The organism is Rhodoferax sp. (genome assembly GCF_010365055.1).
Classification (GTDB): Bacteria; Pseudomonadota; Gammaproteobacteria; order Burkholderiales; family Burkholderiaceae_C; genus Rhodoferax.
The window spans coordinates 40505-53274 of sequence record NZ_JAAFHA010000009.1 but is presented as its reverse complement, the minus strand read 5'-3'; the positions used below and the strand labels follow the sequence as shown (position 1 = coordinate 53274).

Annotated in this window: 15 protein-coding genes; 5 read left to right on the top strand and 10 right to left on the bottom strand. The window is 59.2% G+C overall.

What is annotated here, in order from left to right; all coding sequences use genetic code 11:
- Nucleotides 1-71 precede the first annotated feature (71 nt).
- Complete coding sequence (locus GZ093_RS04165) at nt 72-2645, top strand: diguanylate cyclase (protein ID WP_296482512.1); 2574 nt, start codon at nt 72-74, stop codon at nt 2643-2645.
- Here GZ093_RS04165 and GZ093_RS04160 read toward each other — a convergent pair.
- Nucleotides 2609-3079, bottom strand: coding sequence for a PaaI family thioesterase (locus tag GZ093_RS04160; protein ID WP_296482510.1), 471 nt, complete (start codon nt 3077-3079; stop codon nt 2609-2611). The two genes, GZ093_RS04165 and GZ093_RS04160, sit on opposite strands and share 37 nt — an antisense overlap.
- Nucleotides 3080-3135: 56 nt before the next feature.
- Between GZ093_RS04160 and GZ093_RS04155 the strand changes: the two genes are divergently transcribed.
- Nucleotides 3136-3501, top strand: a complete 366-nt coding sequence (locus tag GZ093_RS04155) for a carboxymuconolactone decarboxylase family protein (protein WP_296482508.1) — start codon at nt 3136-3138, stop codon at nt 3499-3501.
- A gap of 69 nt (nt 3502-3570) precedes the next feature.
- On the opposite strand, the gene GZ093_RS04150 is transcribed toward GZ093_RS04155, so the two are convergent.
- From GZ093_RS04150 to cydP, 8 genes are all read right to left on the bottom strand, one after another.
- Nucleotides 3571-4239, bottom strand: a complete 669-nt coding sequence (locus tag GZ093_RS04150; protein WP_296482505.1) for a hypothetical protein — start codon at nt 4237-4239, stop codon at nt 3571-3573.
- A gap of 63 nt (nt 4240-4302) precedes the next feature.
- On the bottom strand, nt 4303-4431 hold the full coding sequence (locus GZ093_RS04145) for a hypothetical protein (RefSeq protein ID WP_296482502.1): 129 nt from the start codon (nt 4429-4431) through the stop codon (nt 4303-4305).
- Nucleotides 4428-5558, bottom strand: coding sequence for an FAD-dependent oxidoreductase (locus GZ093_RS04140; protein WP_296482499.1), 1131 nt, complete (start codon nt 5556-5558; stop codon nt 4428-4430). The genes GZ093_RS04145 and GZ093_RS04140 overlap by 4 nt, the downstream gene beginning before the upstream one ends.
- Before the next feature lie 67 nt (nt 5559-5625).
- The gene (locus tag GZ093_RS04135) at nt 5626-5871 is read right to left on the bottom strand and encodes a cyd operon YbgE family protein (RefSeq protein ID WP_296482497.1); all 246 of its coding nucleotides are present in this window, start codon (nt 5869-5871) and stop codon (nt 5626-5628) included.
- A gap of 47 nt (nt 5872-5918) precedes the next feature.
- Nucleotides 5919-6035: a cytochrome bd-I oxidase subunit CydX gene (cydX, locus tag GZ093_RS04130; RefSeq protein WP_296482496.1), complete on the bottom strand. Its 117-nt coding sequence runs from the start codon at nt 6033-6035 to the stop codon at nt 5919-5921.
- Nucleotides 6036-6137: 102 nt separating this feature from the next.
- Nucleotides 6138-7274 carry a cytochrome d ubiquinol oxidase subunit II gene (cydB, locus tag GZ093_RS04125; protein ID WP_296482493.1) on the bottom strand — a complete coding sequence of 379 codons (1137 nt, stop codon included), beginning with the start codon at nt 7272-7274 and terminating at the stop codon, nt 6138-6140.
- An 11-nt stretch (nt 7275-7285) separates the two neighbouring features.
- On the bottom strand, nt 7286-8860 hold the full coding sequence (locus tag GZ093_RS04120) for a cytochrome ubiquinol oxidase subunit I (protein ID WP_296482487.1): 1575 nt from the start codon (nt 8858-8860) through the stop codon (nt 7286-7288).
- The gene (gene cydP / locus GZ093_RS04115) at nt 8857-9036 is read right to left on the bottom strand and encodes a cytochrome oxidase putative small subunit CydP (RefSeq protein WP_296482484.1); all 180 of its coding nucleotides are present in this window, start codon (nt 9034-9036) and stop codon (nt 8857-8859) included. The genes GZ093_RS04120 and cydP overlap by 4 nt, the downstream gene beginning before the upstream one ends.
- Nucleotides 9037-9251: 215 nt before the next feature.
- Here cydP and GZ093_RS04110 point away from each other — a divergent pair, with 215 nt between their 5' ends.
- From GZ093_RS04110 to GZ093_RS04100, 3 genes are all read left to right on the top strand, one after another.
- Complete coding sequence (locus GZ093_RS04110) at nt 9252-10589, top strand: sigma-54-dependent Fis family transcriptional regulator (protein ID WP_296482548.1); 1338 nt, start codon at nt 9252-9254, stop codon at nt 10587-10589.
- An 82-nt stretch (nt 10590-10671) separates the two neighbouring features.
- Nucleotides 10672-11310, top strand: a complete 639-nt coding sequence (locus GZ093_RS04105; RefSeq protein WP_296482482.1) for an ABC transporter substrate-binding protein — start codon at nt 10672-10674, stop codon at nt 11308-11310.
- Between the two features lie 48 nt (nt 11311-11358).
- Entirely contained in the window at nt 11359-12060 is a 702-nt protein-coding gene (locus GZ093_RS04100; RefSeq protein WP_296482479.1) for a class I SAM-dependent methyltransferase, read from the top strand.
- A 176-nt stretch (nt 12061-12236) separates the two neighbouring features.
- On the opposite strand, the gene GZ093_RS04095 is transcribed toward GZ093_RS04100, so the two are convergent.
- Entirely contained in the window at nt 12237-12758 is a 522-nt protein-coding gene (locus GZ093_RS04095) for a DsrE family protein (RefSeq protein WP_296482476.1), read from the bottom strand.
- Between the last annotated feature and the right edge of the window lie 12 nt (nt 12759-12770).

The window sequence follows — 12770 nt, the reverse complement described above, 5'->3', positions numbered from 1 at the left end:
GGAGGTGTGACCTGACGCCGGCCGATCTATGCCGCGCAGCGCGCTCATGGCATCAGTTCGCTGTGTCATAAATGGCAGCTACTATCATGCTGGCTCTGCAACATCCACTTACACCCGCCTGCATGTTCCTCCAGCGCTTTCAGCCGCAGTCACTCAAAACCCGCGTCACCCTGCTGACCCTGTTCATCGTCGTGCTCAGCTTCTTGTCACTGGCTGCCTACATGAAAGGGCTGCTGCGCGATGAACTGCTGCTTTTTACTGGCGAACAACAGCGCTCAGCCTTGAACTTGCTCACCACTGAAGTCAATCACGGCCTGCAAGACCGGCTGGGCACCCTCAAAACAGTGGCCTCAAGGGTCATGCCGACGCAGGTGGGCGACAAAGCAGCGATGAAAGCTTTTCTACTTGAGCGGCCGTTTCTGGCCGGGCTGTTCAATGGCGGCGCGATGATCTGGAACCGGCAAGGGGTGCTGCAGGCGGATGTGCAATTTTTGAAAGATGGGTTTGTTGCCAACACGCTTGATCCGCAAGAGTTGGCCGCGGTTCTCAAGGACGGCGAAGCCGTCATTGGCCGCATTCACTTTCACAGCAGGCCAAACGCGGCTGCGTTTGCCATGGCCGTGCCGATTCGCAACCCCCAGGGCGATGTTATCGGCGCTCTGGCAGGCGCTATTCGGCTGGATCAACCCAACTTTTTGAGCCAATTGGCGTCGCACCGTTATGGCAAGACCGGAAACTTTTTTCTGCTTGACGCGCGCCAAAGGCTGATTTTTGCCACGTCTGACAAACCGCGCTTGATGGAGGTGCTGCCCGCAGCTGGCGTCAGCCCCTGGATTGACCGTTTTGTGCAGGGCTTTGAGGGTACGGCGCGGGTGGTTAACCCGCATGGCGTTGAGGTGCTGGTCAGCATCCAACAGATTCCCCTGGCCCACTGGTACGCATCCGTCACGCTCACGCCCGACGAAACCTTTGCCCTGATTGATGCGATCAAGCCACGCGGCCGGCTAGCGGCGCTGGTGCTGGCCCTGCTTTGCTTGACCTTGATCTGGTTGATGCTGCGCCGTCAGCTGGCCCCCATGACGGCGGCGATCAACACGCTGGACGGCTTTGTGCGCCAAAACCAGCCCCCGCAGGCGCTACCGGTGCTTCGGCAAGACGAAATAGGCCAATTGGTGGGTGGCTTCAACCGACTGCTCGACACCTTGGCGCAACAGCAAAAAGTGTTACGGGACAGTGAGGTCTTCAAGCAAGCGGTTCTCAATTCGGTGACTGCCGAAATTGCCGTGCTCAACCAGGACGGCGTTATTTTGGCGGTCAACGACGCTTGGCAGCGTTATTCACAGGAGTGTTCGGCCGAGCTCGGGCAAAGTGCAAGCAGCACCGGGGTGGGTGCCAATTTCCTCGCGGCCTGCCAGGGCGCCGAGGCTGATCCTGCAACCGCTGACGCCATGTCGGCGAACGACGGTATTCGGGCCGTGCTGGACAGCCGCTTGCCGCGCTTTTATCTGGAATATCCGTGCCATTCGGGGCAACAGCAACGCTGGCTTAGCATGAGCGTGACGCCGCTGCAAGGCGAAGCCCTGCAGGGTGCAGTGGTGTCGCTTGAAGATATTTCTGAGCGCATTCAGATGGAGAACCAGGTGCGTGACCTGGCTTTCTATGACCCGCTCACCCATTTGCCTAACCGGCGGCTGGCGCTCGAGCGGCTGACGCAGCAGCTGGTGCGCGCACGTCGGGCAACAACCTGTCTGGCGCTGTTGTTTATTGACCTGGACAAGTTCAAACCGATCAACGATGAGCTCGGGCATGAAGTGGGAGACTGGTTGCTGCAATCTGTGGCGCAACGCATCCAGAGCTGCCTGCGCCAGTCTGACACCGCCGCGCGCATGGGCGGTGACGAGTTTGTGGTGCTGCTGCCTGACCTGCAAACCAGTGAAGCAGCCATGGCTGTAGCCGAAAAAATTCGCAGTGCGCTGGCGCAGGATGTTGTGACCGCCCAGGGCATCGTGCTGAGCATTTCATCAAGCATCGGCGTAGCTTTGTACCCGGACCATGGCGATACGGACAAAGACTTGCTTCGCCTGGGTGATGAGGCCATGTACCGGGCCAAAAAGAGCGGGCGCAATGCCGTACGGCTGTGCGTCTCGGCAATGCCAGCACGCGCGCCCGAGGTCAGGGCAACCGCACCGAAGTCCTATGTTCACCTGCGTTGGAAAGCCGCTTTTGCCAGCGGCAACCCGGTGATTGATCAGGAGCATGAAACACTTTTTGAGCTCGCCAACGCACTGTTGGACCAGGCGGCTTTACGCCGCCAGCAGCCAGCCGCGTTCGAGGCCGCGTTTGAGGCGCTGCTGACGCACGTGGCAGCGCACTTTGCGCATGAAGAAGCTATTTTGTTGGCGCACGGCTTTGCCAACCTGGCCGATCATGCGCTGCAGCATCAGGCGCTGCTGGCGCGGGCACACGCGCTACATCTTTCGGCGCGGGCGGCTGACGCAGAGGATGCCCCTGAGGGTGAACTGGTCGGATTTCTGGTGACCGAACTGGTCGCGGGCCACATGTTGCACACCGACCGGGCTTTTTCCAACTTGTTCGCTACCGCGGACGATCAGGCGACTGCCGCACCAAAGTTTTCCGGCATCTGAATCGCCACCACCTCGCCGCGCGCGGTGGCCACACCTGCGGCGTACACGGTGCTTTCAATCACCACTTTGCGGCCCTTGATCTCTTTGACCCGACCGCGGATTTCCAGGACTCCGGCAAGTGGTGTTGGCTTGAGGTAGTCCACGTGGAGCGAGCCGGTCACAAAGCGAAAGGCGGGCAGCGTGTCCATCTCACGGCCGGCTTGCCGATACATGGCCGCCGCAGCCGTGCCGGTGCTGTGGCAGTCAATCAGGGAAGCGATCAGGCCGCCATAGGTAAAGCCGGGTATAGCGGTGTGAAACGGCTCCGGCGTGAAGTGGGTCACGCTCTCTTCACCATCCCAAAACGTCTTGATGCGGTGACCGTGGTCATTTTTGGAGCCGCAACCGTAGCAGTGCGACAGGTTCTCGGGGTAATAGTCTTGAAACGCTTTCATGGTGTTATTTGTCTCGCAAAATATATAATGAACCACTGATATTTTAAGGAATGATTATGGGCACTTTTGACCACACGGGCTTGATTCATGACATCAATGAAGGTTTGGCCCCGTTTCGAAAAACACAAATCGACGTGATGCAGGGCTTCGGGCAATTGGCACGCGCAGCCATGGCTGAGGGCGTTGTCAGCGCCAAACACAAGGAATTGATGGCACTGGCGATTGGCATCGCGCAAGGGTGTTCTGGTTGCATCGGTTTTCATGTCAAGGCCTTGCACAAGCTCAATTGCAGCCGGGCCGAACTGGAAGAGATGCTCAGCGTCTGCATCTACATGGGCGGAGGCCCGGCATTGATGCATGCGGCAGAAACGCTGAAGGCCTGGGAAAGCATGGCCCCTGCGGTAGACACCCACCAGCCTTAATTCGTCAGCAAGTATGCAGACTACTTGCAGCCGGTAGACATTCTCAATCTTGTCCGCCTCGATGTCGCCTCACACACGACCCTTTCTCATGGGTCCAGACAACCCATCGAGACTGGCCTGCGCCACCGTCGGCAACGCTTCCACGCGGGCCAGAAACTCGTCCCGGGACAAGCCAGCAAAAAACGGATGCCAGCGCCGCTGCTCAAGCACCGTACTCACGGCCCGGCCCCGACGCTCATGTCCGGCAAACAACAGCGTCTCATCCGGTAGCTTGAACACACGTTGCGTGACGCTCTCCCACAACGCTTCGGGTGCCGCGGGCAGCGGCTGGTGCGGGCATGTATCCACCGCCATCAGACCACCGCAAAACAGTCGATCACGCCAGGCAAAGCTTAGGCAGGCAGGCGTATGGCCTGGGGTAGCCAGCACCCGCATTAACTCATCACCAAAGGCAAGCACCTGGCCGTCTTGAACGCGACCAGCGGGTCCAGGCGCATCGCCTTGGACCAGGGGCGCGCCCAGTCGGGCCAGCAGTGCGGGCTCCAGGGGATTCATCGGGTCGTGGTGGTGGGTGCGCAGCACCCAGCGCAGGCGCAACTCGCGCTCGGCCAACAGGGCCAGCAGTACGGGCAGGTCACGGCCGTGCGGATCAACAAATACCGCTTCGCGTGCATCCTGATCGGCCAGCAGATAGGTCAATTCGCCGGTAGGCTCATGGTCCAAAATGCGGAAGTACACGCTAACCACTCCGCAGCCTACGGATGTTTTGAGCGATCGGCGGCTTAGTCATCATGACAGTTTTCAAAAACGCATCAGCCAAAGCCAGGCATCTGCAGCCGCTGCCTGCTCAGTGACCACTTGCGTCATGCGCTTGATGGCTGGCGCGCCGCCCAGTACCTCGCCAAGCGTCAATTCAAGTGATGTAGTCATCTGTATTTCCGCAGGTAAGCACCCTCAAATCCGCGTTTGACCCAGTGAAACAAGCGGGACGAGGGCAGAATCACTTGGCGTTTTTCATTGCGAAACACGACGGTGCCATGGTCGATGGCATCAATGATGCAGATCAGCTCGACCTTGAAAGTTGCCTTTGATGTTTGTCCGTTCAAACCACCCAGCAAGTTCTCGGCCGCTGCGGCTGCCTGCAGGTCCGCCATATGCGCTTGCTTGGGCATCCAGTCCGGGCCCGGAAAACTGCCCGAATCACCCACCACGTACACCTGTTGGCTGCCTTCTACGCGGCACTGCGCGTCCGCCTTGAGCAGGCCGCCGGGTGAGCGCGCCAGATCGGTCTGGTCAAACCACACATTGCCCGTCATGCCTGGCATGAAGAGGATCAAGTCCGCTGCAAACTCGCCGCCTTCGGTGACCACCTTGTCAGCCTCAAAGCGCTGCATCTTGTGACCCAGGTGGGTGCGAATGCCCCGGCGCGTCATTTCATCAAGAAGATGCTTGACGGCCTTGGGCCCCAAGCGGTTGCCCGGCTCTTTGGACGGGTTAAAGAACACCAACTCAAACTTGTCACGTCGCCCCTCCCGCCTAAGCTGCTCATCTATGCAAAACAAAAACTCGAACATGGGCCCGCCGCGCACAGCGCTGGGCTCATTGGGATTGGCGCCAAAGCCAATGGCAATCGTGCCCCCAGTCATGGCCTTCAGGCGATCGCGTATTTTTTCCGCGGCGGCGATCCCCTCGCACGGCGTGATGGCGTGCTCAATGCCTGGCAACTTCCTGATGAAACGCCCGCCTGACGCAATCACCAAGGCATCGTTGCGCACTTCACCTGCCGTGCTGGCCACCAACCTGCCACCCTCGCGCAGACCAGTCACCTCGCCGGCAACATGCTTGACACGCATGCGAGCAAAGAAGTTGTCCAGCGGCACAATGAGCTGCTCACGGCGGCGCAGACCACATGGCATCCAGATGATGCCCGGCAGGTAGTGCAACTCGGCACGCGGGGCGATCAGTGTGATGTCGGCTTGCGCGTCACGCTTGCGAAGCTCGCGCACGGTCGAAAGTGCGCCAAAACCCGAACCAATCACTGTGATTTGATGAACCATGTCCGATTTCTTTCGTTAACCTGTCAACAACCGTCCGGAGAACGGAAGCCACAAACCATGCGCATGTTCACGCCCAACGCAGCCAGGCGGCCAGCAGCAGCGCGGTCAGGCAAGCCCAGCCCGAAAAAAGCCAACGCCACAGCACCAGCTTCGGCTTGAAACCCACACCATTCACCAAGCCAGCGCTCATGGCCCAAAAAACGGCAGAGGCAAAACCATGGTCAACGCGACCGCCCTGCCCCGTGAACATCAGCGGGTAAACACTGCCGCCCAGCATGATCAGAAGCGCCACCGCCAGACTCAGCGGCCGCATAGGTGACGTACCAGGCGTCGAGACAGCGGCGTCCACGCCCCGTGCGCTCACTCGTTCCTGCCGCGGGCGTCTTCCCGGGCCTCCTGGTTTTCGCCCCACATCGCATTCAAGATGGCCAGCAAGACTGCAAAACCTACGCCCAATACCCAAGTGAAATACCACATGTCAGTTCCTTTTGTTGCGTTCAAGCGGCTTGATCATGACCAATGGGCAGCGTTCCTTGCGTCAGGCACCTATGGCAGCACTTGCAGATGAGTCGCTGCTGCTCAATACGCCGCATGGTCATGCTCTTCGATGTAAGCCGCCGTCACCTTGCCGCGCATCACGCTGTAAGCCCACGAGGTGTAGATCACGATCAAGGGCATGAACACCATCGTGACCCAAAACATGATGCCCAGCGTCATGTGACTCGACACGCTGTCCCACACCGTCAGGCTGGCCGATGGCATGGAGCTCGACGGCATGATGAACGGGAACATGGACGCCCCAGCGGTACCTATCACGCCCAATACCGCCAGGGATGACGCAACGAACGCACTCAGCGTTTTTCGCATGGCCAAAAGCAATGCCGCCATGGCGGCACCCAACACACCCAGCGCGGGCAAGGCCCACATCAGGGGCTGGTGACCGTAGTTGGCCATCCAGGCACCGGCTTCACGCACCACCGTCTTGGCCAAGGGGTCAGGCAACCCAGAAGGATTGATGACCGAGGTGATTCGGTAACCGTCTATGGCCTGCAGCCAGAAACCTGCGGCCACAAAGGCCAGCACCATCACCACAGCGGCGCCGATAGCGCCTTTGATGGCGCGCGCCTGAATCACGCCCTCGGTGCGGTGGGCCAGATAGCTGCCACCCTGCATCGTGATCATGGTACTGCTCACGACCCCAGTCAGCAAGGCAAATGGGTTAAGCAGTTGCCAGAAGGAGCCGGTGTAGGTGGATACGAGATAGACATCAAACTGAAACGGGACCCCCTGCAGCAAATTCCCAAACGCCACACCAAAAATCAGCGGCGGCACCGCACCGCCCACAAACAAACCCCAATCCCAGGTGCTGCGCCAGGTGGCGTTGTGAATTTTGCTGCGATAGTCAAAACCGACCGGACGAAAAAACAGCGCCCACAGCACCACCAGCATGGCCCAGTAGAACCCGCTGAACGCAGTGGCATACACCAGCGGCCAGGCCGCAAAAATGGCGCCGCCCCCGGTGATGAACCACACCTGGTTGCCGTCCCAATGCGGCCCCACGGTGTTGATCACCACACGGCGCTCCAGATCGCTGCGGCCGACAAAGGGCAGCAAGGTGCCCACGCCCATGTCATGGCCATCCATGATGGCAAAGCCGATCAGCAGCACCCCTATCAGCAGCCACCAGATGATTTTCAGTGTTGAATAGTCAAACATGCTACGGCTCCTTAAACGTGTGCGGATGTGAGGTTGGCCGCGCTCTCACTCTGATAGCGACCTGTTCCCAGGCTGGCGGGACCGATACGTGCAAACTTCACCATCAAGAACATCTCGACGACCAGCAGTACCGAGTAAAACCCGATGAAACCCGCCAGCGAGCCATACAGGCTGTTGACACTCAACGTGGACACCGACAGGTGGGTCGGCAGCACACCGTAAATCGTCCAGGGCTGGCGGCCATACTCGGCGACAAACCAGCCGAGCTCGCAGGCAATCCAAGGGGCGGGCAGCATCCACAGCGCCGATTTCAACAACCAGGGCTTTTGCATGCAGGCGCTCTTGACGGTGCTCCAGAACGCCAGTCCAAACAGCAGGAGCATGGCAAACCCCAGCCCGACCATGACGCGAAATGCCCAGAACAAGGGGGTTACACGCGGCACGGTGTCGTTCACGGCTTGCTCGATCATCTCTGGGCTGGCCTGGCGCACATCCACGACATATTTTTTCAGCAACAAGCCAAAGCCCAGATCCGCTTTGTGCCTTTCAAACACCTGTTTGGCCGCGGCATCGTCGCGGTTGGCACGCAAGGATTCGAGCGCGGTCACCGCCACAATGCCGCTGCCGATGCGCTCGCGGTTCTTGGCCTTGATGTCGTGAATGCCGGGAATCTCTTTGGTGACGGAGCGCGTGCCAATCAGGCCCATCACCCAGGGAATCTCAATTTCCCAGTCATTCTTTTGCTCTGCCTCGTTGATGCTCGCCACCAGCGTCAGACCTGCAGGTGCGGGCTTGGTCTCCCACATGGCTTCCATGGCGGCCAGCTTGGTTTGCTGGGCTTCACCCACGGTGTAACCCGACTCGTCACCCAGCACGATCACGCTCGCCGCTGAAGCCAGGCCGAATGCCGCCGCCACCCTGAAGCTGCGCTTGGCAAACTCCACATCACGGTTCTTGAGAAGATACCAGCTAGAAATGGACAACACAAACATCGCGCCGGTCACATAGCCCGCCGACACCGTGTGCACGAACTTGGCCTGCGCGTCGGGGTTGAACACCACCGCCCAGAAGTCAACCATTTCCATGCGCATGGTCAGGTAGCTGAACTCGGAGCCAACCGGGTTTTGCATCCAGCCGTTGGCAATCAATATCCACAGCGCGCTGAGGTTGGTGCCGATCGCCAGGAGGACCGTCACCAGCAAGTGCTGGTTCTTGGACAGTCGGTCCCAGCCAAAGAAGAACAGTCCGATCATCGTCGACTCGAGGAAGAAGGCCATCAAGCCCTCAATGGCCAGCGGCGCACCAAAAATATCGCCCACGTAGTGCGAGTAATAGGCCCAGTTGGTACCAAACTGGAATTCCAGCGTGATGCCGGTGGTGATACCCAGTGCAAAGTTGATGCCAAACAGCTTGCCCCAGAAACGCGTCATGTCCTTCCAGATCACGTTGCCAGTCATCACATAGACGCTCTCCATGATGAGCAGCAACCACACCATGCCAACGGTCAACGGTACAAACAAAAAGTGGTACATGGCCGTAGCGGCGAACTGCAACCGTGACAGATCAACTAGCTGTTCAGAAATCATTGCCTTACTCCTTTAATCTGGGGGGCGCTCTGCAAAAACTGGGCAGCAACGCCTTCGCTATCGACCGCCACCCGCTGGTCGCGCACAAAAACCCACCACAGCGCCGCCAGCACCGCCAGCTTGATGAGCAATACGACAGCCAGTTTTCTAACGAGGGATTTGTCCAGGGGTTTCATGACAGTTCATGCGTTGACCACCTCATGCATACAAGAACCGTGCCATGCGGGCGTCGTCGGCGAACAGCCAATGAAATCAACAGCTTGACTCTTAAGCAAGCCGCCACGAAGCGCCGCACGGAGGAATCAACTGTCATTTATGGCAGTAACTGCCATAAATGACATAAACTGACAACTTCACACAAGGAACCCGCGTGAAGCCATTGCCAGAGCTGATGTCCTATCTGGAAGGACTGAGCGAGCCCCACATCCTGTTCGACACGCAATACCGCATCCTCGCGGCCAACGCCGCCTACCGGCGTCAGTTCAGCCCGGAGCGTAGCGTGGTGGGCCGGACGTGCTACGAGGTGTCCCATCACTTTGGTCTGCCTTGCGACCAGGCAGGCGAATCGTGCCCACTGGTCAAGTCACGCGAATCAGGCCAACGCGAGCGCGTGCTGCACCTGCACCACACGCCCAATGGCGAGGAATACGTCAATATTGAACTGACGCCTTTGCTCAATGCCGATGGCGAACAAGCCTTTTTTGTTGAGAAGATGGAACCGCTGCCCATGGCGCAGGGCACAAGTCGCGGCCAGAACCTGATTGGCCGCGCGCCCGCGTTTCAGAAAATGTTGGCGCTGGTCGCGCGTGTGGCGCCGTCCCTGGCCACCGTCTTGCTGCTGGGCGAGTCGGGCACCGGCAAAGAGCTGGTAGCGGGGGCGGTGCATCAGGCCAGCCCGCGTGCGCGCCACGCCCTGGTGGCGGTGGATTGTTCCAGCCTGCCAGAAAACCTGTTTGAGTCCGAACTGTTTGGCCACGAGCGCGGTGCCTTTACCGGTGCCAATGCGGCGCGCGGCGGGCTGGTGGAGGCCGCCAGCGGTGGCACTTTGTTTCTCGACGAGATCGGCGATATTGCGCTGCCGATGCAAGTCAAACTGCTGCGCCTCCTGGAAACCGGCACCTACCGCCGTGTTGGCAGCACCGAGTTGCGACACGCCGACATCCGAGTGGTGTCAGCCACCCACCGCGACCTCGACAAAATGGTGTCTGCCGGAACATTCCGAGAGGATTTGTACTACCGCCTGAGCACCTTCCCTATCCATCTGCCCGCATTGCACGAGCGTCCGGAAGATATTGAACTGCTGGTCACCGCCCTGCTCGCGCGCGTGGCGCCACAGCGCCCATTGGTGGTGACTGAAGCCGCCTTGCGCCTGCTGCAAGCCCAACGCTTCCCCGGCAATGTCCGGGAATTGCGCAACTTGCTGGAACGTAGCGCGCTGCTGTGCGATGGCAACACGATATTGGTCACGCATGTGCAGCAAGCCCTGCTGTCTGGCCGGCGCCCGGCATTCATGCACCCCCACAGTCAGCCAGTGCCAACGGGTCATGACACTGATTGCAGCGACAACACCACCGTTGCCTTGAAACCCGGTACGCTCAAACGAATCGAACAGTCGGCGCTGCGGCAACTGATGGCCGCGCACCAGGGCAATCGGGCTGGGCTGGCGGAAAAGCTGGGCATCAGCCAGCGCTCGCTTTACCGCAAGCTTAAGAAGCTGGAACAGCCCTGAGCCAGTGACCTTTAGGGGTTTTCAAAATACCGTATATAAGCATTAATGGATATAATGACGACACACCTATGAAAGTCAAATCATGAAATGTCGTTCATTCAATCGCTGGCTCACTTTGTTGTTGCTGGGTACGTCCAGTTTACTGGGGGTGTCGGCGCAAGCCGCAGACGAAGCGGCCAATGCCTTGATCAACCGGCTGTCCACCGAGGTGCTGGTCAGCATCAAGGCCAATCCGTCCGTCCGCACGGGTGATGTGGCAAACATCGTCGCTCTGGTGGATGCCACGGTCATGCCGCACATGGACTTCAAGCGCATGACCGCGTCTGCGGTCGGCCCGGCGTGGCGACAAGCCAGCCCCGAGCAACAGAAGCGCTTGCAGGAAGAATTCAAAACTTTACTGGTGCGCACCTATGCGGGTGCCGTCGCCCAGGCTGCTGATCTGAAGGTGGTGGTCAAGCCCCTGCGCGCCACGCCACAAGACACCGAGGTGGTGGTTCGCACCGAAATCCAGGGCCGGGGCGACCCGGTGCAGCTTGATTACCGGCTGGAAAAGACCAGCGGCGACGGCGCCGGCTGGAAGATTTACAACCTGAACGTGATGGGCGTCTGGCTGGTAGAAACCTACCGCAGCCAGTTCGCGCAAGAAGTCAACACCAAAGGCGTTGACGGTTTGATTGCCACCCTGGCCGACCGCAACAAGAGCAACGCCAGCAAAGGCTGACGTGTATGCTTCGTGCCCGGACGTGAACCCCCTAATTGGAAAGACCAGATGAGTACCTTACAGATCAGCGACGAATTGGACCTGCTGCAATCGCTGGTCGACCTGGATCAACAGCCGCGGATCATCGAGCTCGGGTGTGGCGCCGCAGAGTTGTCGCGCAAGCTGCTGGCGCGCTGCCCCGGCTGCGAGATCACGGCACTGGAAGTGGACGAGCGCCAGAACGTCAAGAACCTGCTCAACCCAATGGAGCGTCTGCAATTTGTGCCCGCCGGGGCACAGGCCATTCCGTTCCCGGCGCAGACCTTCGACCTGGCGCTAATGCTGAAGTCACTGCACCACGTTCCTTTGGACCAAATGGCCCAGGCCTTGTCGGAAGTGCATCGCGTGCTGCGACCTGGCGGTCTGCTTTATGTCTCAGAGCCGGTTTTTGCCGGCGCGCTCAACGAGGTCATGCGCCTGCTCAATGACGAGGAGCAGGTGCGTGCCGCGGCGCAGCGCGCTGTGCAGGCAGCCGTGCGCTCGGGCGCTTGGGAGCAAGTCAGCGAGACCCTGTTTGAAATGCCGGTGCACTACAGCGACTTTGCGGAGTTCGAGCGTCGCATGATCGGCGTGACCTATGTCACACACCGCCTTGATGCCACCACTTTGCAGGCGGTGCGTGCGCGCTTTGAGCCGCACATGAGCGTAGACGGCGCCCACTTTGTGCGCCCCATGCGCGTCAATCTGCTGCGCAAACCTGCATCGGCCTGAACGCCATCACCCTGCCATCCACCTCACCTGCCGCCATGCGGTTCTGTGAAAAAGCGAAAATGCCGAGAAATTTATAAGAAATGACCCTCTAGCCCTTATGCAGCAAGCGTTAGCAGCTATTCAATATGTAGCAAATTGAACGAGGGCGATCGGTAAAGAGTGGTTCGCGCTGTGCATCAATTTTTGCTTTGTGCCGGCGATGGCCCCAACGCTGCGCGTTTGGTTCTTTGAATCACGTTGCCCGACACATAGGCATAGCCTTTGCCTTGCCACTTTGCCAGCTCCGTCATCGCGGCCGGGACCACGGTGACCACATCGTAAAAATCTTCGGTTTTGTAGCCCCTGAAGTTGGCCGCGTTGCGGCACACCCGAAACTGGACCCCCTGATCCGAAAGCGACTTCAATTCATCGTAAATATCCGGGTAGGCGGCATGGTTCAAGCGCGACAGCATGTGCAACTCATTGCCATGGGCCACGACCACCAGATGCGAGTTGGCAGAATCGCCAAATTCTTTCAACGCTTTCAGGTGGTTGTTGATGTACCCAAGCCCCTGCACCAGATCTTCAGGCGTCTGGTAATTGAATTGGTAGACCGCTCGTTGTGCCCCGAGCGCTGCACCGTCAAATTTCGAGGGCGCATCCGCTCCGGCCCATGCGCTTGTGGCAACGAACAGCCAGGCGAGAAATACTCTGCGCATAGTAACTTCCAG

Excerpts from the sequence above, each read along its gene's own strand:
- GZ093_RS04140 (WP_296482499.1), bottom strand. The coding sequence starts at position 5,558 with ATGGTTCATCAAATCACAGTGATTGGTTCGGGTTTTGGCGCACTTTCG.
- GZ093_RS04095 (WP_296482476.1), bottom strand. The coding sequence starts at position 12,758 with ATGCGCAGAGTATTTCTCGCCTGGCTGTTCGTTGCCACAAGCGCATGG.
- GZ093_RS04155 (WP_296482508.1), top strand. The coding sequence starts at position 3,136 with ATGGGCACTTTTGACCACACGGGCTTGATTCATGACATCAATGAAGGT.
- GZ093_RS04160 (WP_296482510.1), bottom strand. The coding sequence starts at position 3,079 with ATGAAAGCGTTTCAAGACTATTACCCCGAGAACCTGTCGCACTGCTAC.
- GZ093_RS04110 (WP_296482548.1), top strand. The coding sequence starts at position 9,252 with ATGTCCTATCTGGAAGGACTGAGCGAGCCCCACATCCTGTTCGACACG.
- cydB (WP_296482493.1), bottom strand. The coding sequence starts at position 7,274 with ATGTTTGACTATTCAACACTGAAAATCATCTGGTGGCTGCTGATAGGG.
- cydP (WP_296482484.1), bottom strand. The coding sequence starts at position 9,036 with ATGAAACCCCTGGACAAATCCCTCGTTAGAAAACTGGCTGTCGTATTG.
- GZ093_RS04120 (WP_296482487.1), bottom strand. The coding sequence starts at position 8,860 with ATGATTTCTGAACAGCTAGTTGATCTGTCACGGTTGCAGTTCGCCGCT.
- GZ093_RS04135 (WP_296482497.1), bottom strand. The coding sequence starts at position 5,871 with ATGCGGCCGCTGAGTCTGGCGGTGGCGCTTCTGATCATGCTGGGCGGC.
- GZ093_RS04165 (WP_296482512.1), top strand. The coding sequence starts at position 72 with ATGGCAGCTACTATCATGCTGGCTCTGCAACATCCACTTACACCCGCC.
- GZ093_RS04105 (WP_296482482.1), top strand. The coding sequence starts at position 10,672 with ATGAAATGTCGTTCATTCAATCGCTGGCTCACTTTGTTGTTGCTGGGT.
- cydX (WP_296482496.1), bottom strand. The coding sequence starts at position 6,035 with ATGTGGTATTTCACTTGGGTATTGGGCGTAGGTTTTGCAGTCTTGCTG.
- GZ093_RS04100 (WP_296482479.1), top strand. The coding sequence starts at position 11,359 with ATGAGTACCTTACAGATCAGCGACGAATTGGACCTGCTGCAATCGCTG.
- GZ093_RS04145 (WP_296482502.1), bottom strand. The coding sequence starts at position 4,431 with ATGACTACATCACTTGAATTGACGCTTGGCGAGGTACTGGGCGGCGCG.